Origin of the sequence: Rahnella sp. PAMC25559 (genome assembly GCF_050632365.1) — a bacterium.
In the GTDB taxonomy this organism is placed as follows: Bacteria; Pseudomonadota; Gammaproteobacteria; order Enterobacterales; family Enterobacteriaceae; genus Rahnella; species Rahnella rivi.
In genome coordinates, this window is sequence record NZ_CP192543.1 from 499,680 (window position 1) to 520,211 (window position 20,532).

The 20,532-nt window shown below is 51.8% G+C and carries 12 protein-coding genes; 8 read left to right on the forward strand and 4 right to left on the reverse strand.

Features of this window, described 5'->3' with window-relative positions; translation table 11 throughout:
- Window positions 1-31 precede the first annotated feature (31 nt).
- Together ACQZQY_RS03715 and ACQZQY_RS03720 are read left to right on the forward strand one after the other, a co-directional pair.
- Complete coding sequence (locus tag ACQZQY_RS03715) at window positions 32-244, forward strand: FitA-like ribbon-helix-helix domain-containing protein (protein WP_056775379.1); 213 nt, start codon at window positions 32-34, stop codon at window positions 242-244.
- A complete protein-coding gene (locus tag ACQZQY_RS03720) occupies window positions 241-720 on the forward strand; it encodes a type II toxin-antitoxin system VapC family toxin (protein WP_122097294.1) in 480 nt (159 codons plus the stop codon). Before ACQZQY_RS03715 ends, ACQZQY_RS03720 begins: the two co-directional genes overlap by 4 nt.
- Before the next feature lie 122 nt (window positions 721-842).
- Here ACQZQY_RS03720 and envZ read toward each other — a convergent pair whose 3' ends face one another.
- Both envZ and ompR read right to left on the reverse strand, forming a co-directional pair.
- Window positions 843-2,204 carry a two-component system sensor histidine kinase EnvZ gene (envZ, locus tag ACQZQY_RS03725; protein WP_056775384.1) on the reverse strand — a complete coding sequence of 454 codons (1,362 nt, stop codon included), beginning with the start codon at window positions 2,202-2,204 and terminating at the stop codon, window positions 843-845.
- Window positions 2,201-2,920 (reverse strand): osmolarity response regulator transcription factor OmpR, encoded by a 720-nt coding sequence (ompR, locus tag ACQZQY_RS03730; RefSeq protein WP_009635740.1) that lies wholly within the window; start codon window positions 2,918-2,920, stop codon window positions 2,201-2,203. Before ompR ends, envZ begins: the two co-directional genes overlap by 4 nt.
- A 646-nt stretch (window positions 2,921-3,566) precedes the next feature.
- On the opposite strand from ompR, the gene ACQZQY_RS03735 reads away from it, so the two are divergent.
- The 4 genes from ACQZQY_RS03735 to ACQZQY_RS03750 all read left to right on the forward strand — a co-directional run bounded on the left by ACQZQY_RS03735 (window position 3,567) and on the right by ACQZQY_RS03750 (window position 8,571).
- Window positions 3,567-4,115: a fimbrial protein gene (locus ACQZQY_RS03735; protein WP_431296625.1), complete on the forward strand. Its 549-nt coding sequence runs from the start codon at window positions 3,567-3,569 to the stop codon at window positions 4,113-4,115.
- Window positions 4,116-4,193: 78 nt separating this feature from the next.
- Window positions 4,194-4,880: a fimbrial biogenesis chaperone gene (locus ACQZQY_RS03740; RefSeq protein WP_431296626.1), complete on the forward strand. Its 687-nt coding sequence runs from the start codon at window positions 4,194-4,196 to the stop codon at window positions 4,878-4,880.
- A 54-nt stretch (window positions 4,881-4,934) separates the two neighbouring features.
- Window positions 4,935-7,460 (forward strand): fimbria/pilus outer membrane usher protein, encoded by a 2,526-nt coding sequence (locus ACQZQY_RS03745; RefSeq protein WP_431296627.1) that lies wholly within the window; start codon window positions 4,935-4,937, stop codon window positions 7,458-7,460.
- Between the two features lie 7 nt (window positions 7,461-7,467).
- Window positions 7,468-8,571 (forward strand): fimbrial protein, encoded by a 1,104-nt coding sequence (locus ACQZQY_RS03750; RefSeq protein WP_238485018.1) that lies wholly within the window; start codon window positions 7,468-7,470, stop codon window positions 8,569-8,571.
- Between the two features lie 36 nt (window positions 8,572-8,607).
- Here ACQZQY_RS03750 and pbpC read toward each other — a convergent pair whose 3' ends face one another.
- The gene (gene pbpC, locus ACQZQY_RS03755) at window positions 8,608-10,977 is read right to left on the reverse strand and encodes a penicillin-binding protein 1C (protein WP_431296628.1); all 2,370 of its coding nucleotides are present in this window, start codon (window positions 10,975-10,977) and stop codon (window positions 8,608-8,610) included.
- Between the two features lie 75 nt (window positions 10,978-11,052).
- Window positions 11,053-17,055 carry an MG2 domain-containing protein gene (locus ACQZQY_RS03760; RefSeq protein ID WP_431296629.1) on the reverse strand — a complete coding sequence of 2,001 codons (6,003 nt, stop codon included), beginning with the start codon at window positions 17,053-17,055 and terminating at the stop codon, window positions 11,053-11,055.
- A gap of 277 nt (window positions 17,056-17,332) precedes the next feature.
- On the opposite strand from ACQZQY_RS03760, the gene greB reads away from it, so the two are divergent.
- Together greB and ACQZQY_RS03770 are read left to right on the forward strand one after the other, a co-directional pair.
- Complete coding sequence (greB, locus tag ACQZQY_RS03765; protein ID WP_431296630.1) at window positions 17,333-17,806, forward strand: transcription elongation factor GreB; 474 nt, start codon at window positions 17,333-17,335, stop codon at window positions 17,804-17,806.
- Window positions 17,807-17,927: 121 nt separating this feature from the next.
- Window positions 17,928-20,261: a Tex family protein gene (locus ACQZQY_RS03770; RefSeq protein WP_056775412.1), complete on the forward strand. Its 2,334-nt coding sequence runs from the start codon at window positions 17,928-17,930 to the stop codon at window positions 20,259-20,261.
- Window positions 20,262-20,532 lie beyond the last annotated feature (271 nt).

Consider the following 20,532-nt stretch of genomic DNA (forward strand, 5'->3'; position numbering starts at 1 on the left):
AATGACAGCAAAGCTGTCAGAGGAGCATCACATGGCGACTATTACCGTTCGTAATCTGGATGACGACGTGAAGGAACTTTTGCGTATTGCGGCAGCCAGAAAAGGCCACTCGATGGAAGAGGAAGTGCGTTTAATTCTGAAGCAGGCCTTAACGCCCGCCCAACCTGACTTCGGTTTGGGCAGCCAGCTCCGCCAGCGTTTTTCTACGCTGAGCATCGGGCCCCTCGAACTGCCATCCAAATGATTATTCTCAATACCGCCGTCATCCTGGAGATGATCAACCCCCGGCCGCAAAAGAACGTACTGCAATGGCTGGATGCGCAGGACACTACGCAGCTGTACCTGACCAGCCTGAGCGTCGCCGCACTTTTCTCCTGGGTTGAGAATTTGCCAGAGAACCAGCCGAAAGCCGCACTTTCGGAGGCTTTACTGGAAATGCTGAATCAGGATTTCGCCGGTCGCCTGCTGTCATTTGATGCGGCCAGCGCACTGTATTACCCGCGAGTTTCAGCCTTATTAAAAGCGGCCAACAGGGATATGCCGGAGCCTGATATCCAGCTCGCCGCCGTTTGCCTCAATCATCAGGCGACTCTGGCAACGGATCATCCTGAAGGCTTTGCACTGGCAGGCGTGCAACTCGTGAATCCGTGGGACGCAGCAGAGACACCGAGATGGCGGGAAGAAGCGGCAGAGTATTATGTGATGAGCAGGAAGAGCTGACAAAACCCTGGGTTGCCGCAGCGCGACAAGTGATCGCCGATATGAAGAAACCGGGATGTTCTCAGCTGCTTTTTACAGCCCTGATGCCATTAAAGCGGGGGATTATTACGGCCCCCGTTTAATCAGACGGGCTTCTGCTGAACCGCCACCGCTTTCAGCATCTCAACCGGTAACGGCAAATAGGCGCGAATGCGTAACCCGCCACGCTCACTTTTCCCGATATCCAGCGTCCCCGAATGCGCATCAATAATACGCTGAACGATGGCCAGCCCGAGCCCGGTTCCGCTGGTGGTGCGTGCGCTTTCCCCCCGCACAAACGGCTGGAACAGATGCTTGAGCTGATCAGGCGCAATGCCCGGACCGTCATCCTCAACCTGGAACCAGGCGCGCTGCAACTCACGACCGCTGCTGACTTTAATCCAGCCATCACCGTAGCGGGCGGCGTTAACCACCATATTCACCACCGCGCGCTTGATCGACAGCGGATGCGCATTCACCAGCAATTCACCTTCAGCCAGACCGGAATCGATTTCACGCTCATAGCCACTTTCCGTGGCGATCACTTCACCCAAAATACCGTTGAGATCGGTGATTTCCGTCGGCATTTCCTGCCCGGTGCGCAGATAATCAATGAACTGCTCGATGATGGCATTGCACTCTTCGATGTCTTTATTGATCGACTCCGCGAGATAACCATCGCCGTCACTCATCATTTCCGTCGCTAAACGAATACGGGTGAGCGGCGTGCGTAAATCATGGCTGACGCCCGCCATCAATAATGTGCGGTCATCGGCCAGCAGTTTCACACCGGCAGCCATCTGGTTAAAGGCACGGGTAACCGAACGGACTTCTGAAGCACCGTACTCGCGCAGCGGCGGAGGAATGATCCCTTTACCCACCTGCAACGCGGCATGTTCCAGTTCCACCAGGGGTCGGTTCTGAATGCGGATAAACAGCCATGCGCCGCCTATCGCCAGTAACATAATGGCAAGCGTATAACGGAACAGCGGGGAAAAATCACCCTGATGAATTTCAGTCAGAGGTACGCGCACCCAGATATCCGGCGACAGCCAGGTTTTCAGCCACACGACCGGCGTGTTTTGGTTCACTTCAACACGCACGTCAGTCGGGCCACCGAGTTGCTGGGCCATCTGCTGACTCAGGAATTCGTAATGTTGCGCCCAGCGCAGGCCACTCTCCTCTGCCGCAGAGTTGGTATAAAGAGAGATGCCCAGTTCACGATAAATCTCGCGACGAAACGCCGGTGGTACGGCCAGCAACGTGCCATCTTCCAGCTGCAACCGATCGGTCATCAGCATACGCACTTCGTAGGCCAAAACCTTATTGAACTGTTGCAGGCTCGGTAAGATGGCGAAGTTCAAGACCACCAGATAAGTCGTCACCAGGCTGACGAACAGCAAGGTGACGATGAGTAACAGTGTTCGGGCAAACGAGCTACGCGGTGAAAAGCGTATTCGTCTCATGCCTTACTGCCGTCCGGCACGAAGACATAGCCCAGACCCCAGACGGTCTGGATATAACGTGGATGCGCCGGATCTTCTTCTACCATGCGACGCAGACGCGAAATCTGCACGTCGATAGAACGCTCCATTGCACTGTATTCACGACCACGCGCAAGATTCATCAGCTTGTCGCGGGACAGCGGTTCACGCGGATGGCTCACCAGTGCTTTCAGCACGGCAAATTCACCGCTGGTCAGCGGCATAGGCTCATCTTCACGGAACATTTCGCGGGTGCCGAGATTCAGTTTGAATTTACCGAAGGAGATCACCGCTTCTTCCTGAGAAGGGGCACCCGGCAGTTCATTGGCCTGACGGCGCAATACGGCACGAATACGGGCAAGCAGTTCACGCGGGTTAAACGGCTTAGGAATGTAGTCGTCGGCACCAATTTCCAGCCCCACGATACGGTCAACTTCTTCGCCTTTCGCGGTGACCATAATGATGGGCATCGGGTTACTTTGGCTACGCAGGCGGCGGCAGATAGACAAACCGTCTTCGCCCGGCAACATCAAATCCAGCACCATCAGGTGGAAGGACTCACGGGTCAGCAGGCGGTCCATTTGTTCAGCATTGGCCACGCTACGCACCTGGAAGCCCTGTTCAGTCAGATAACGCTCCAAAAGTGCGCGCAGACGCATGTCGTCATCGACCACCAGAATCTTGTGATTTTCTTGCATGTAACTCTCCCAAAGGCGTGAATGCCTGAAGCGTGTATTGTTAGAAAAATCAGCCAAAACAGACAGTGTTTAATGGTATATATTCTAGCCGAAATTGTAACAATGAATACGGATTTCCTAATTTATCAACAATATCAGAGGAATCTTCCGCTACCAACGCCTGCTTTGTTACGGTTTGTCCCGCCCTCCAAAACCCGTTCCCGACTTCTGCTGTACTTTATCTGACCTGTCTGACCGATTCCCAGACGGCATCCTTCCGGGGTAAGAGTAAAAATGGCTCATTGTCGGTAAAAAAATCACTCTCAAATTAATTTGAGATGAAATTAAACAGAAATCTTAATGAGTCCTTTTATAGATAAAATTAATAATAAAATTTTAATAATATCTTTTTCTTTTCATCACAGACCAGTTAATCATCAACAAATCATTAAAATGAATCATCTAAATATAAACAATTATTCAGATTTATATATTAGAGTAAAAAACATCCCAAAGCTAAATAGACAACTTCGCACCTACTATTCAATACATAAAACACTTGATAGAATCCGATTCCTGCAGGCGCTTCATTAATAAGTTTTGTGTATGAATTGATGGAGCCTGTAGCCCTCACCTTCAATATTTTATTTATGAATGGATGCTGAAAATGAAAATGAAATACAAAGCTATTGTTAGCGGATTACTTCTGGCGTTAGGTGGAAACAGCTACGCGATTGACGGAAGAATTAACTTCACGGGTGAAATCATTAAAACTGCTTGTGTGATTAACGGCGGCGCTGATAAAGATATTGAGTTAGGTCATTATTCAGCAGCTCAGTTCCGCAATGCGGGTGATACATCCCCGCAACTTGTTGATGTTATACTTCCTCTCACTAACTGCCCGGTCACAAGCACAATACCAAACTTCCGTGTTTGGTTAGAGGCTCCGGCAGTAGACACTAGTCATCCTAATTTAATTCAGGTAGGAAAAGGGGTTGTCTCTGCTGATATCGCCAAGGGTGTTGGTATAGAAATTATTGATGCAGCCAGCGGTTCCATTATGCCCTTAAATAGACTTTCTGATATTGAATACCCTATCACTGGCACAAGCATGAATATCAACTGGAAGGCATACTATCGTTCGTATGTCGATACTGTAGATATCGAGGAGGGCCTTGCAGAAGCCAGTGTAGACATCACTCTCGACTACCGATAAAAGAATTAACTCGCCAGGTTTCTGGCGAGTTTTCCCAAAAAAGACTTACTCCATATACTAACTGGATTTAATGATCTCATGCGTAAAATAATCATACCTTTAATGAAAATATCGCTAATTTTTATTTTTTCCATTCAGCAAAGTTATGGCGGTGGGATTTTAATTGGGCGTACACGCGTGATATACAATGCTGAGAAAAAAGAAGCCTCACTCCCATTAAGTAATAATTCCGATAACAAACCCTTTTTAATCCAGTCATGGATAGAAAATAGTGATGGGAAAACCCGCGCCCCCTTTGCGCTTACCCCACCCCTCTTTCGTCTGAACGAACATGAAGAAAACAACCTGCGTATTTCATATACGGGTACCGAATTACCTCAGGACAGAGAGTCTGTATTTTATATCAATATCCGTGCCATTCCCTCTACACCTAAAAATGACACAAGTGAATTGATCCTTGTGGTTAAAACACGAATCAAGTTGTTTTATCGTCCGGAAAAAATCGAAGGAAAAGCTTCTGATGCTTACAAAATGCTCACATTCTCAAAAAGTCACGGTCAGCTGCATATTAGAAACCCTTCTTCTTATTACGTTGTTTTAAGTTATCTGACATTAGGAAACTCATTACTTAAAGATACTGACATGATCCCACCAGACAGCGAGATCACAGTAAAATTGCCTGATAACAATACCGGTAATACTGTTGAATGGAGAGCAATAAATGATTATGGCGGTGATACGCCCCCAATCAAACACGCACTTTAATTAACATTTTAATTATTCACCAGGAAGCGTTTTGAGACGTCAGGGACAGCCGCCATGGATGATTATCCGTATACGAATAAGGCGAAGGAGCTCATTTATCGACTTCGTTTGCAGCATCATTTTTTAACACTATGTTTTGCACCCGCAATCAGCCTGACGATAAGTTCGGCGCTGGCACAGGAGGTCTATTTCGATCCTCAGCTGCTTGAACATCATGGACAGCCCACTGATAAAGTAGATCTTTCGGTTTTTTCTCTGAGTGATAAAGCACAAGTTCCTGGTGTGTATAACACCAAGATTTTTGTTAACCAACAGGAGATGTCTGAACAAAACATTTCCTATGTCCAGATGCCTGATGGCTCACTGAAAGCAAATATTACTCCTGATTTACTGCGTGCCTTGAATATTCGCGTGGATGCTTTCCCTGCTTTAGCCAACCATAAACCGGATGCCCCTCTTAACTCACTGGCGTCATACATTCCTGCCGCCGAAGCAAAATTCGATTTTAACCGTATGCGTCTGGATTTGAGCATTCCTCAGGCTGCATTGAATCAGCAAGCTCACGGGTATGTTGACCCAAAAAGATGGGATGACGGAGTGTCGGTTTTGTTTTCCAATTATTCTTTTTCAGGCTCCCAGCGTCATAATAAAAATGGCAGTGATGACGCAAGCCAGTACCTTAATATGCAAAACGGTTTGAACCTGGGTCCATGGCGTTTACGTAATTACAGTACTTACAGCAGCGGGGACAATGAACAAAGCTGGGATGCCATATCTACCTATGCAGAACGTGATATTAAGAGCCTGAAATCCCAGTTTTTATTGGGGGAAAGCTCAACGTCTGGTGACTTATTTCCCAGCCTGCCATTTACGGGTGTTCAGTTAGCGTCCGATGACAACATGCTGCCCGACAGTCAACGCGGTTTTGCCCCCACCATTCGAGGCATTGCCAATTCCAATGCTGAGGTCACTGTCCGTCAAGATGGTTACATTATCTATCAAAGTTACGTTGCGCCAGGTGCGTTCGAGATTAATGACCTTTATCCCTCCTCTTTTAGCGGGGAGTTACAAGTCACTGTTAAAGAAGCAGATGGAACGGAACGCAGGTTTAATCAGCCTTTCTCCGCTGTACCCGTTATGCAACGCCCTGGAAGATTTAAATACAGTGGCACACTCGGAAGATATCGTTCGAATGAAAATGGAGATAAAGAACCTAACTTTGCCCAAGGCACAGCGATTTACGGTATCTCTAATGAAATAACTGCCTATGCCGGCACTCTGCTTTCCTCTGACTATGTATCAGGCCTTGCCGGAATAGGGTTTAGTCTGCTTAATTTAGGCTCAGTATCTGTCGATATTACCCAGGCTCAAACCACACTGGACAACAATGAAAATAGTAGTGGTCAGTCTTATCGAGCCCAATATTCAAAAAATATCGAAACAACAAATACCAATTTCTCCGTTGCCAGTTACCGCTATTCGACGAGCGGATTCTACGATTTTGATGAAGCCAATCAATCGCTGGATGATGCAGTGCAAAATGGTCACAAACGCAGTAAATATCAACTCAGTGTCAACCAGTCACTTTGGGAGGGTGCCAGCTTTTACGCCTCAGCCTATCAGCAGGATTACTGGCGAGACACTAATAAAGAGAAAAATATCGCGGTTGGAATGAGTTCAAGTTTTTATAGCATCAGCTATAACCTCTCGTATTCCTATAGCCGGGTAAAAGATGAAGAAGATGACCAGCAGATTGCACTTAACATTCGTGTGCCCTTAAGTCGCTGGTTGCCACAAAGTTGGGCGACCTATAATGCTACCCATCAAAAGGGCGACAGTACTCGTCAGCAATTAGGCATGAGTGGCAGAGCTTTAGATGATTATCGCCTCAGCTATTCTGTTTTACAGAGCCATACCAATCAGGGCGGTACAGACAACACAAACCTGAACGCGACTTATCGTTCACCGTACGGCATTTTAAATACTGGGTATTATTATGATAATACTTCTCAACAAATAAGTTATGGGATCTCGGGTGGAATAGTTGGGCACAACCATGGCGTTACGCTTTCCCAACCATTAAGCGAGACTTTTGCTCTGATCGATACCAACGGTGCGAGTGGGGCCAGAGTTCAAAATATTCCTGGCCTGGAAACGGATTGGCGCGGTTATGCCGTTGTTCCCTATCTCACCGCATACTCAGAAAACCGGATCGATCTTGATACCACAACACTTCCCAAAGACGTCGATGTCACGAAATCTTCCGAAATGGTTATTCCCAATAAAGGGGCGATGGTAGTTGCACACTTCGATGCACGAATTGGTGTCCGTGTACTTATTAAGTTGCTCCGTTTAGATGGTGCGCCTGTACCTTTCGGGGCTGTCGCGGTGAATGAGGATCAAACGTTAGAGAATATCGTCGATGAAGGTGGGATCCTTTATTTATCCGGAGTTAAAACTAACGTACCTGTAGATTTTAAGGTGAAATGGGGCATGGCTAAAAATCAGCAATGTAAAGCGACGGTGAATCTAAAACCTTCGCCTGTTTCAGTTCAGACTATTACTGCCTCATGTATTTAGGAAAAAAATGAATAATAAATCTCATTTCAAAACACACATATTGGCAGTATTGGGCTTTACCCTGTCATGGATTTATCCCGCACATGTATTTGCCGGAGATGCCGTTATCTGCGAGCCCCTTAATGGTGGGGCAAATAGTTACGAAAATAACTTACTGCATGATTTAAAAAGTGTTGAAAATAAAAAGACATTTACGTTCGAAGAAACGCTGAACGGGGGGCAACAAAGCTATCAGATAGCTTGTAACTGTACTGATAGTGATGCAGCAAGTTCAAGCGGAGTACAGATTATATACAGCTTAAGAACATCATTACCAGCCGGACACGCCATAAATTATTATAAAATAAATGATCATGTGGACCTCATGACTCAAATTTCCATTCCTAATAATAATTACATTACTGTCCCCACGACCAATGCAGTCATTGATAAAACACTGCATCGGGATAAAACTAACACAGGTGTATGCAGGCAACATAACACGCACGATACATTCACAACCGGGTCTCAGGGAAAATTAAACTTCTACATTACTATGCCTTTTGTGGGTGAAATAAATATCCCACACACTGAAATTGCCCGCGTGTATGCGTCCGCTGCCACATCAGCTAACCCGAACCCTATTTTAGGTACGCCGGTGGCTATTCTGTACCTTAGCGGGACACTGACAGTACCGCAAAGTTGCGAAATAAATGAAGGTGAAATTATTTCCGTCAATTTCGGCGCCATTCAGGCCAGTAAGTTCGTCACTAAAAATGGCCGACCAGATAATTATCGCCCGGTTAACTTTGACATCAGATATAACTGCACAAAGAACGGATTACCCGTGATACCCGCGGGCAATAAATTAACCATGATCCTTGAAGGTCAGGATGTTCAAGATCAGTATTATCTGGTTGCACGGCGTCGCCCTTCCGATAACAAAGCAGATATAGGCATTATGATCGAAAATACGGGGACATATATCCCTTTTACTATGGGCGTTCTTGCGATCAATCAGACCGGGCAGGGGAAACTGTCGCTCGAAGCCATTCCCATAAACCTGGTCGGCGGTGAACTCGACACAGGTCCCTTCCAGGCGACGGCCACGCTTAAAATCGATATCAGATAATTTTCAGGCAGCCATTGCGCTGCCCGAATTTCACCGCTAATTCACAATCTCAATACTCACCAACCGGCTGTCCGCGCGTCCGCGATCGTCTACGGCGCGGATGCGGTATTGCCCGTTATTGATAGGCTGCCAGTTAATGGCGGATTTGCTTGCGGAGCTGCCGAGATAGATATCATCGACAAACCAGTAGACGGTTTTACTGTCCGCGTCAGTGACCGCGTTGAACGAAATCCGGTCGCGCCCCTGCTGGGATTGCCGCAAGGTATACGTCGTGTTTTTAAGCGGTGAGGTAATACGCGGCGGGTTGCCACTGACGTCCACACCGTTATCTTTGCAGTGACTCACCGGCGGTTTGCGCTTAGGTAAACCGGCTTGTGCAAACACGTTAGCCAGGTCCGACGGCCAGAACTCAAACACTTCAGTGCGGGTTTCGTCCTCATCAAAGGGCGGACACGCCACGTCACCAGTCAGTTTATCAAGACGCACCGGGCGATAGACGGTATCGACTTTAATCGGTGATTTACCGGGAATAAACCAGGTTTTGCCCTTTTGCTGGCACCAGGGTGTCGGTAAATCACCGCTGGCCAGGCAGATATCCACCCGTTTCAGGTGTTTAGGGAATGCACGCTTCGGCTCCTGCAATGCCGGATAGCTGGCATTGATGCTGTCGATAATATTGAAGAACAGCGGCGCTGCGGCCTCTGCGCCGACAAACACATTATTGCCTTTACTGTCGAAATTCCCCTCCCATACCACCAGCACGTAAGGACCGAAAATCCCGACGCTCCAGGCGTCACGAAATCCCCACGAGGTGCCGGTTTTCCAGTACACGGGCAGCGCGGAGGGCTGCTGGGCCAGCGTATCGCCAGGGCGGCGGTGCTGACGCAACATGTCCAGCGTCATAAAACTGGCTTCTTCACTCAGTAACCGTACCGGTGGGGCTGTTTGTGGATCACTCTTTTGCATCCTCAGCGGTTGCAGCACGCCGCGGTTCGCCAGCAGGGCATACAATTTTGCCAGTTCCTGCATCGTCACTTCCCCGCCGCCCAGCACCAGCGACAGGCCATAGTGGTTTTCGCTGGACATATTGGCAACGCCGGAAAGACGCAGAAACTGATAAAACGACGGCTGGCGAAGCTGTGACGCAACATACACGGCAGGAATATTGCGGCTGAAGTTCAGGGCATCGGTGGCCGTCACTGGCCCGAGAAAGCGGCGGTCGAAGTTCTCCGGCGCATAAGCACCGAAGGCTGACGGCACATCCTTCAGGATAGTCATCGGATGCAACACGCCCTGCTCCATGCCCAGCGCGTAAATAAAGGGTTTGAGCGCCGATCCCGGCGAGCGTTTGGCGTTAGTGCCGTTCACCTGCCCCTGAATACTGCGGTTGTAGTAATCCGCCGATCCCATCAGCGCCCGCACCCCCATATCGCGGCTATCGACCAGCAGCACGGCGGCATTCTGGATACCGCGACTTTGGTTACGGGTGATAAATGCGTTTACCTGACGCTCAACCAGCCGCTGCAGGCCCGCGTCCAGCGTCGTGTCGATGCGGGTATCGGTCTGAATCAGTTGCCGGTTTTGCAGCCTGAGCTGTTCGATAAAATGTGGCGCGATGTAGGGCATCCGCTCCGGCTGGCGCAGCGCCAGCGGCAATCTGAACAGTGAAATCTGGCTGGAGTCTGTGACGTAATGTGCCTGCCAGCGCTCAAACAGCCGGTTGCGTGCCTGCGTCAGCGCCGCCCCCAGTACGCCGGTATTGGCATCAATACGAAAACTCGGTGATTGCGGTAAAACAGCCAGCGTCAGCGCTTCAGGTAATGTCAGATCTTTGGGCGCCTTGTTGAAATAAATCAGACTGGCGGCGCCGATGCTCTCAATGTTGCGCCCGTAGGGCGCGTAGTTCAGATAGGCTTCGAGGATGTCGTGTTTGGAATAACTCAGCTCCAGCTGAACCGCACGTAAAACCTGCATGATTTTGCCGGACGGCGTGCGGGTATTGAGATGCCAGTGCATACGCGCCAGTTGCATGGTGATGGTCGAGCCGCCCTGCATTTTGCCGCCCGCGACATAGCTGCGCCAGAATCCACGCAGCAGGCTGACCGGGTTGAAACCCGGGTTAACGTAAAACCAGCGGTCTTCGTGCAACAGCAAACCGTTAATGGCCAGCGGAGAAACCTGTCCGAGCGGCGTCCACAAACGATAGCGGTCATCATTGGCAAGCGTGATGCGCATCAGCGTGCCCTGGCGATCGTAATAGACGGTGGAGAAAGGTTGCCCCTGCGAAAGCGGCGGATGCGGCCACAGACGGCAGACCAGCACGATCAGCGCCAGTAAAAAGACGCCCATCAGAATATTTTGCAGCAGACGTTTTGCTGTGCGGAAGAATGTGGGAATGGTGATCATCTTGCTACCCGGGAAAGGTTACGCCCCGCCGTGAATGGCGGGGCGTAGTCTTCAGACAGTGCCTGGCACCCTCTGTTATTTGTTGTCAGCAGCAGGCACAACCACCAGTTTTTTATCACTGACGGAGAGCGCCTGAACTTCGCGGTCGTACATCGCCTCGCCATACGCTGGCGGGATCACAAAGCTGCCGGTATTGGTGGCTTTGATCTGATACACAAACTCCTGTACATCGGTGCTTGCGCTGCCGTAAATCACCACGCGATCTTCACGAATATCGCTGTAATCCGGTGCCCACGTTGAACCCGATGCCGCCAGCGGTGACTGCCAGGAAGCCGACGCTTCCGCGTCGCTGTTCTCGTCGCTGCTGTCAGATTCCGGTTCCGGTGGCGTTTGCTGAACCACTTCGAAGCCGCCCGGCAGCAAATCGACAATCGCCAGATTGCTTTGACCTTCTTCTGAATTGGCACGGACTTTCAGATGCACGTTGATCTTCTGCCCCAGCGTGACCTGCGTGACTGCATTGCCTTTTTCATCCGTGTAATCGCGGGTGATTTCCAGACCGCGCGAAATCGCTTTCTTCGGCGCGGACAGATCGTAACCGGCCTGCGTCACCACATACCAGGCTGGCGCATCGTTACCGTTTTCCACACGTAATGCTTTCGCATCAGCAGTGAAATTCGCTTTCGCAAACAGCCCCTGAACGCTGGAAATCAGCTGCGGTTCAACATTATTTCTTTTGCTGATCTGCGTTATTTTCAGCGCATCCGGTGCCGTTGCCTGGGCTGCCACCTGTGAGGAATAGCTCTCCAGCGCCAGAATGCTCATCGCCGAGGAATAGGTGGTGTAACGTTCCTCTTTCAGCGATTTGACCATGTTTTCCAGCACCTGCGGCGGAATGGCTGACACTTTTTCCGGGAAGTGACGGGTGATCAGATACAGCCGCGTTGCGTCCTGCACCAGTGGGTCAAAGTAACTCTGCGTCCACCAGGCTTTGTCATAGGCCTTGCTCAGTTGCTTCCATGTCGGCTGCAACAGCGTATTGGCTTCATCATCCATCTTCAGCATGCGATAAGACGACGCCAGATACAGCGCGCTGAGATCGGTTTTCCAGGTGTCCGGATAACGCTGTTGCAGTGTGTCCTGCACCGAGGCCAGTGAACTGGTGGTGATTTCACCCTGACGCGTTAGCAGATACACCGCCCATGCGCGCAGACGTAAGTTGTACAAATCATCATTCTGATTCGCCGCCAATACACGCAATGCGCCGTTGGCCTCTTCCAGCATGCCGGCTGGCAGCGCCACGCCTGCGGCTTTGGCTTCCAGCAAATACTGCACCACATAAGGCGTGACGAACGGATCGGTTTCCGGCGACGAACGCCACAGACCTATCGCGCCGCTGTCGTTCTGACGTGAACGCAGGATAGCCAGCATGTCTTTCAATTTCTTACTGGTTTCAGCCTGACTCAGACTGCCTTTCATTTCCGGATGCAGCCCTTCGAGGATCATCGGAACCGAACGGCTGACAATCTGCTCCGAACAGTAGTACGGATAATCCGCCAGATACTGCGACAACCCGTTAGTCAGCACCAGTGGCGAGTTGGAAACTGCCGCTTTGCGCACCGAATAAGCATCAAACATCTGACGCAGGTTATCGACGTTCTGGCTGCTGCCGCTCATGCGTCCCATCACCGACTGCGTGCGGAACGGCATCGCAGGTCGCACCGACGTACTGATGGTGCGGCGGCTGGTTTTATCAGCATACGTAGCGTCAAACACCAGCGGCGCATCGCCCGGCAGGGCTTTGGCGCGCAGACGGAAGTTGATTACGCCTTCGCGTTTTTCAGCCAGCGACAGGTTCTGATCGGCTTTACCGACCACTTCCAGTTGTGGCGGCACGGTCAGGTGGATCGCCACCGGAATGCTTTTTCCGTTCAGACCTTCGAGGTTATTGCTGACCCCGACACTGACGTCAAACTCATCGCCCGGCGCCACCATCGACGGCACATTCGGCGTCATGATGAAGTTGTCGCGCACCGTTGCGGACGTTTGCGCTTTACCGATTTTGTCCGGCGTGACGGAAATTGCCATCACGCGGATTTTACCGTTGAAGTAATCCGGCACCTGGTAATCGAACTGCTTCTCGCCATTTACTTCGGTAATGCCAGACCAGTACGCCACTGGCTTATCGCGTTTACGTTTGAACGGATTGACGTTCAGATCCAGCCCTTCACCGGCGTCCCCGCCCGGCGCGGCGGCCAGCTGCATCAGCTTGCTGAACTCCGGCAGGATAAGGTCGAGGATTTGCGAGCTTTCCACGCCAAGCTCGCGTTTACGGAAGAAATACTCCAGCGGATCTTTCAGGCGATAACGCGCCACCTGCAAAATCCCCTCATCGACGGCAAACAGCGCAACCTGCTGCGGGCCGTCTGTCATCACGGTCATCGCCAGGTTTTCGCCCGGTTTGATCACTTCAGGCGCATCCACCTCGAGATAGTTCTGACGCGCTTTGGTACTGATTTTGAATGGCATTACGCCGTAGCTGAGCGGGCTCATGAAGATTTCGTCGGAATTCACATCGCGTACGAACTGCACGTTGATATAGCCGTTGCCTTCCATGCCCGCAGGGACGCGGATTTTCTGCACCGAACTGGTGGTATCGGTGTGGAACCACTGCCAGCTGTAGACTTTATCTTTCTCGATGGTGATAAGGCCACTGCCGGTATACGGCGCGTTAACCGACACCTCGATTTCCTCGCCCGGCAGATATTCGCCCTGATTCAGTTTCAGCTTCAGTTCGGCATTTCTGTCCAGCGAACGGCTGAGGTTGGCATTACCGGCGACGGTATAGCCAATGCGGTTCAGCACGTTGCCCTGTGCGTCTTCAACCACCAGCACGAAATCACCCGGTTTGTCCGTCGCCAGCGTCAGGTCATTGCCCTGCGCGGTAAGTGACAGCGGCTGTTCCGACAGCTGCACTTCCTTCATTTTGGACTGATATTTATAAACGCCGGAATCCTGTTTGGTCAGCACCGAAATGTATTTCTGTTCGATCAGTGCAACTTTCAGCGCAGGCAGCGCAATCTGTTTCAGCGTCGGATCAACCGCAATCACATTGAGATGACGCACCGCACTGCGGTTGATGTACCCCAGATCGCCGTCCGGTTTAACACCGACCAGATAATCATACGGCGACACTAAAACCCGTGCGGTGGCGGAAACCGAACGCCCGCCACCGGCCACAAACGCCTCGGACAGCAACTGCAACTGGTAGGTCGCGTCAGCATAGGATTTCAGGTCCAGCGGAATGTTCGCCGCGCCTTTTTCATCGGTGGTGCGGTCTTCCAGTTCTGTTTCGAAGCCGTCGCTGTTCTGGCGGTTCTCATAGAAGGCATATTCCGGGAACTGATCAAAGCTCGGATACATCGGGCGCAGCGTCAGTTTCGAGGTCACGCGGCGATCTTGTGCCGGTGTGCCAAACAAATTTTGCACGTCGATATTGGCCTGCAGTTCCGACGGTTTCACCCAGCCCTGCTTGCGCTCAGGCGTCAGCTGGAGTTTTACCTTCAGCTGGTCCGGCTCGAACTCTTTCACATTGACGGAGGTATGCCCCAGCAGCGTAGAAGATTCATTGTCTTTGCCGATCAGATACAGATAGACGTTCCATTCGCCGGTAGGCGAATTATCATCAGTCGTGTAACTGAGTTCGTTAAAACCACTGGCACCGAGCGTCAGCGGTACAGTGCTCATCAGCTTATCGCGCGGATCGTGGATCTCAGCGCGAACCGGCACACCGGCCAGCCCGTTACTCCAGTCAGCAGCGCGGGTGATCAGGCCGATATTAAACGTATCGCCAGGACGGTAGACACCGCGATCGGAGAACAGATAGCTGCTCAGCGTGCGCGGATCGTTCGGCGTGATTTCGCCATCAATGTCAAAACGCGAGAAGTCCAGGCCACGATCGTTATCGCGATCGGCAGGCAGGAAGGAGACATCGCCCTCTTTCTCTGCCAGGAACATCACTGGCTGGCGCTCGCTGGTATAAACGTCCAGCGCCGGGAAACGCACATGGCCGTCGGCACCGGTGGTTTGCGTCAGCAGCGTGACGCCATTTTTCGCAATCACCGAGACTTTCGCGTTCGCCACCGGCGTACCGCTGTGAATTGACTGCACAAACACATCGCGGGTTTTATCCTGCGAACGCTTGGCGATAATCCCCAGATCGGTCACAACGACAAAGCGGGAATCGCCCACAGAGGGTTCGTCACTGCTCTCTTCTTCCTGATAGACGTTGCCGTCATCATCTGCGGCCGGTTTTTCTTCTTTCTTCTTCGGATCCCATTCCGACAGCGTCAGCAGGAATACGCCACGGTGCGAGTTGGGATCGGTCGAAAGGTAGCGGGAGAGATCAACGCCCTGATAATTCACCTCACCCGGTTTATCGTTGTTTACCGCCGTCTGATACTTGAAGTGCTCAGTAAAATACTCGTCATTCAGGCGGTTAAATTCTGCCGAGGAATACTGACGGCTTTTGAAGGAAACGATGTGTTGCAACTGGCCTGGGATCACCCGTTTGATGTCCAGACGCATTCCCGGCACGTTACGCGCCGCAACGCTGATTTGCTTGTCACCGTTGACCGACAGCAGCGAGCCCTGCGACATAAATTGCAGAGACTTCGGATAATCCGGAACCTGCACGATACGGTAGACTTTTTCCGGCATTTTGTAGCCGCCGGAGGAGGTCAGCACGTTATCAATTTCCACCAGCATTGAGCGGTGCGCAGGGGCATCAAAGCGGAAGCTGAACTGCGGCTGAAAATCACTTTCGGCGTCATTGAGCTGAATATTCAGCGGCGTGGACAGCGCCAGCACGTTATTTTCGATGCTTTGCACTTCCCAGCTGGCGTAGTCGTCCGGGCCGGTACCGGCTTCGGGTTCATTCGGATCGTGCTGCGGCAACAGCCAGACTTTTACCGCGCGGCGAATGTCTTTGTCTTTGACCGCATCGCTGAAACCGACAATCAGTGCACGCTGGCCTTTCGCCCCGTCAGCATCCACAACCTGCGCGCTGGCTTCATTTACCGTCAGGCTGTAAAGCGTCGGCACGGAAACCACACCATTTCTGGCTTGTGTCGTGGCGTTCGATGCCACCGAGGCTTTCACGCCCTCACCGATCGAGACGCGCACGGAGCCGCCGTGATCAAGCGATTTCAGCGGTTCAGAATGCACCCACGCATTGAGTTTTTTCTGGTCGTAGACCACGGAATAATTGAGTTTCGACTCGGTTTTGGCTTTCCCTTCGGTCAGGCCAAGCGCGATTTGCTTTTCAAAGCTGGCCACATCCACCGGTGCATTAAATCTGACGTTGAAAATGGCACTGCGTTTTTGCGGATCCTGCGGGTCCTGGTAATACTCCGTTTCCCCAAGCTGATAATCAAACGCCGGCGCAGTGAATTCATAGCGCGTCACGGGCAGTTTGATTTGCGGGGCGAGTAACACGTCAGGCGTGAAATTCACTTCATATCGGGTGCCCATTGGCAGCGGTTTTTTCGGCGTGAATGCCAGCGTGTAGCCACTCAGCCATTTCCACTCGCCTTCCACGGCAGGTTTCAGGGAAATCCCTTTCTCGACCACTTTGCCAACATCGGTTAGCGGTGCAGCGGAGTTTTTGAAGTAAAACGACACCTGCTGCGGCGCCAGTTTCTGTGCGGCGTAGTTCACCGCTTCCGGGCCACTGACCCGCACGCTGGTTTCCTGATAGACCATCGGTGCCGGTTCAATCGGCTGCGGACGGTTTAACCACCAGTGCCAGCCATAAACGCCCGCGCCTGCCGCGCACAGCAACACCAGAATCGTCAGGCTGATGGCTTTCGGGTGTTTATCCACCCCGCCTTCCAGGCGTGCAAAACCACGCTTCAGCCCGCCGGACATTGCCGTCCACCAGACCGGCGCACGCCAGTCGATATTGCCGACAACAGGTTTAAAGACGCGCCCAAGCAGACCCAAAATGAAGGCCAGCGCGCGGAGGACGCCTTTTATCAATGTAAAAGGCAGACGAAGTAAGAATTTGAGTAAATCCATTTGTAGCTGTACCCCTAATCCCTGTGACCCATAACCAGAAGTTATTTTTTATGAAACTATTATAAAATTCAGAATATTGCGTAAACGGTGAACAGAATATAAACCCACCCTATCGCGGCGAAGGATAATAATTATTCGACTAAAAAGCCATCACATAAAGCGTAGCAGTCCGGCAGATTTCTCGGCCAATTTCTGCACTGCCAGCAATGCAAATGTGTGAAACAATGGCCACAGAAATTTTTTGAAAAAATTAACCGCGTGGAAGGCAACAGCCAGCATGAAGACCAAACTGATTACCCGCGAAGGCTACGACAAGCTCAAAACGGAGCTGGATTTCCTGTGGCGGGAAGAGCGTCCTGAGGTGACTAAAAAAGTCACCTGGGCCGCAAGCCTCGGCGATCGCAGCGAAAATGCTGATTACCAGTACAACAAAAAGCGCCTGCGTGAGATCGACCGCCGCATCCGCTATCTGACCAAATGCATGGAACAACTGCGCATTGTCGATTACTCGCCGCAGCAGGACGGCAAAGTGTTCTTTGGCGCATGGGTAGAAGTGGAAAACGACAACGGCGACATCAAGCGTTTTCGCATCGTTGGCTATGACGAAATCTTTGGCCGCAAAGACTATATTTCTATCGACTCCCCGATGGCGCGTGCGCTGCTGAAAAAGGAAGTCGGGGACAGCCTGGTGGTCACCACACCGGTTGGCGATGCGACTTGGTACGTCAATGACATTGACTACGTGAAATGATCAGCTAACTCTCAAAACGCGCAGCGCAATGGCCTGATGGCTGGCATTTTCAGCCTTCAAACCGTATAACTGTGCCCCTGCTTTTACGTCACTCACTAACGAAAAAACTGATACCAGACCTATGAATGATCAACTGAGCCGCATTATCGCAAGTGAATTGCAGGTTCGCCCGGAGCAGGTTGCTTCCGTGGTGCGTCTGCTGGATGAAGGTAATACCGTGCCGTTTATTGCGCGGTATCGTAAGGAAGTCACCGGTGGGTTGGATGATACCCAACTGCGTCAGTTGGACTCCCGTCTGGGCTATCTGCGTGAGCTGGAAGACCGTCGTCAGACCATCCTCAAATCCATCGAAGAACAGGGCAAGCTGAGCGACGACTTGGCAAAAGCCATCCGTACCACGCTGAGCAAAACGGAACTGGAAGATCTCTACCTGCCGTTCAAACCCAAGCGCCGCACGCGCGGGCAAATCGCGATCGAAGCCGGTCTGGAACCGCTGGCCGAATTGCTGTGGAACGAGCCGCAAAACGAGCCGGATGCCGCCGCCGCGAAATTTATCGATGCCGATAAAGGCGTGGCCGACACTAAAGCGGCGCTCGATGGCGCGCGTTACATTCTGATGGAGCGCTTCGCCGAAGATGCGGGGCTGCTGGCGAAAGTCCGCGATTATTTGTGGAAAAACGCTCACCTGACCTCCCGCATGGTCGAAGGCAAAGAGCAGGAAGGCGCGAAATTCCGCGACTATTTCGATCACCACGAACCTATTTCTCAGGTGCCTTCGCACCGCGCGCTGGCAATGTTCCGTGGCCGTAACGAAGGTATCCTGCAACTGGCGCTGAATGCCGATCCGCAGCACGACGAGCCACCGAAAGAGAGCTACGCGGAACAGCTGATCATCGATCATCTGGGTCTGCGCCTGAACAACGCGCCTGCCGACGTCTGGCGCCGTGCGGTGGTCAACTGGACCTGGCGCATCAAAGTGCTGCTGCACCTTGAAACTGAACTGATGGGCACCGTGCGCGAACGCGCCGAAGATGAAGCCATTAACGTCTTTGCCCGCAACATGCACGATTTGCTGATGGCGGCACCCGCCGGGATGCGCGCCACCATGGGCCTCGATCCGGGCTTGCGTACCGGTGTCAAAGTGGCCGTTGTGGATAACACCGGCAAACTGGTGGATATCGACACGGTTTATCCCCATACCGGACAGGCGGCCAAAGCCGCGCAGCAGGTTGCCGCGCTGTGCATCAAACATAATGTTGAGCTGGTGGCGATCGGTAACGGTACCGCGTCCCGCGAAACGGAACGTTTCTTCCTCGAGCTGCAAAAACAGTTCCCGGCGGTAAAAGCGCAGAAAGTGATTGTCAGTGAAGCTGGTGCGTCGGTGTATTCCGCCTCCGAGCTGGCCGCGCTGGAATTCCCGGATCTGGACGTTTCCATTCGCGGCGCGGTGTCTATCGCCCGGCGCTTACAGGATCCGCTGGCAGAGCTTGTGAAAATCGACCCGAAATCTATCGGTGTCGGCCAGTATCAGCACGATGTCAGCCAGTCACAGCTGGCGAAAAAACTCGATACCGTGGTCGAAGACTGCGTGAACGCCGTGGGTGTGGATCTCAACACCGCGTCGGTGCCGCTTCTGACTCGCGTGGCTGGCCTGACCCGTATGATGGCGCAGAATATTGTTAACTGGCGCGATGAAAATGGTCAGTTCCGTAACCGTGAACAACTGCTGAAAGTCAGCCGTCTGGGGCCGAAAGCCTTTGAACAGTGCGCGGGCTTCCTGCGTATCAATCACGGCGACAACCCGCTCGATGCCTCAACGGTTCACCCGGAAACCTATCCGGTGGTCGAACGTATTCTGGCCGCGACGCAGCTGGCACTGAAAGATCTGATGGGCGATTCCAATGCGCTGCGCGGTCTGAAAGCCAGCGAATTCACCGATGAACAATTTGGTGTGCCGACCGTCACCGACATCATCAAAGAGCTGGAAAAACCAGGGCACGATCCGCGTCCTGAGTTCAAGACAGCGACCTTTGCCGATGGCGTGGAAACCATGAATGACCTGATGCCTGGCATGATCCTCGAAGGCTCCGTCACCAACGTCACCAACTTCGGCGCATTCGTGGACATCGGCGTTCATCAGGACGGTCTGGTGCACATTTCATCTCTGGCAAACAAATTCGTCGAAGATCCGCACACCGTGGTGAAAGCCGGCGATATCGTGAAAGTCAAAGTGATGGAAGTCGATCTGCAACGTAAGCGTATTGCGCTGACCATGCGTCTGGACGAGCAACCGGGCGAAGCACCGGCGCGCCGTTCATCGGCACCGGCTGCAGCCAGCCCGCGCGATGGGCAGAAACGTCCCGCACAAAACAAACCGGCAGGCCGCAATGCGGCACCGGCGGGCAATAACGCGATGGCCGATGCGCTGGCCGCCGCACTGGGCAAAAAACGCTAATTTTTTCGTTTTCTCCTGCCAACCGAAAGCCGCTGAATTTTAGCGGCTTTTTTTATGTACTTTATTTCGACACTTTTTAAAGTCTCTCCTATTGAATCAATCACTGCGGTAAATCAATAAATCGGCTTTTGCACAGGCATAGGATAGCGACGCGGTAGGGACAACCGTGAAGAGGCACGCCTCTTTTCTTTTTGTCTCTTCATGCGTACTAATTATGATAACTATTTTCGTTTGTACTACTTTGCGTATTCAGTACGCCGTCGGTTTCAGA

What these genes read in the sequence shown, in the direction of transcription:
- ACQZQY_RS03715 (WP_056775379.1), top strand. Translation starts at nt 32, where the DNA reads ATGGCGACTATTACCGTTCGTAATCTGGATGACGACGTGAAGGAACTT.
- ACQZQY_RS03720 (WP_122097294.1), top strand. Translation starts at nt 241, where the DNA reads ATGATTATTCTCAATACCGCCGTCATCCTGGAGATGATCAACCCCCGG.
- envZ (WP_056775384.1), bottom strand. Translation starts at nt 2,204, where the DNA reads ATGAGACGAATACGCTTTTCACCGCGTAGCTCGTTTGCCCGAACACTG.
- ompR (WP_009635740.1), bottom strand. Translation starts at nt 2,920, where the DNA reads ATGCAAGAAAATCACAAGATTCTGGTGGTCGATGACGACATGCGTCTG.
- ACQZQY_RS03735 (WP_431296625.1), top strand. Translation starts at nt 3,567, where the DNA reads ATGAAAATGAAATACAAAGCTATTGTTAGCGGATTACTTCTGGCGTTA.
- ACQZQY_RS03740 (WP_431296626.1), top strand. Translation starts at nt 4,194, where the DNA reads ATGCGTAAAATAATCATACCTTTAATGAAAATATCGCTAATTTTTATT.
- ACQZQY_RS03745 (WP_431296627.1), top strand. Translation starts at nt 4,935, where the DNA reads ATGGATGATTATCCGTATACGAATAAGGCGAAGGAGCTCATTTATCGA.
- ACQZQY_RS03750 (WP_238485018.1), top strand. Translation starts at nt 7,468, where the DNA reads ATGAATAATAAATCTCATTTCAAAACACACATATTGGCAGTATTGGGC.
- pbpC (WP_431296628.1), bottom strand. Translation starts at nt 10,977, where the DNA reads ATGATCACCATTCCCACATTCTTCCGCACAGCAAAACGTCTGCTGCAA.
- ACQZQY_RS03760 (WP_431296629.1), bottom strand. Translation starts at nt 17,055, where the DNA reads ATGGATTTACTCAAATTCTTACTTCGTCTGCCTTTTACATTGATAAAA.
- greB (WP_431296630.1), top strand. Translation starts at nt 17,333, where the DNA reads ATGAAGACCAAACTGATTACCCGCGAAGGCTACGACAAGCTCAAAACG.
- ACQZQY_RS03770 (WP_056775412.1), top strand. Translation starts at nt 17,928, where the DNA reads ATGAATGATCAACTGAGCCGCATTATCGCAAGTGAATTGCAGGTTCGC.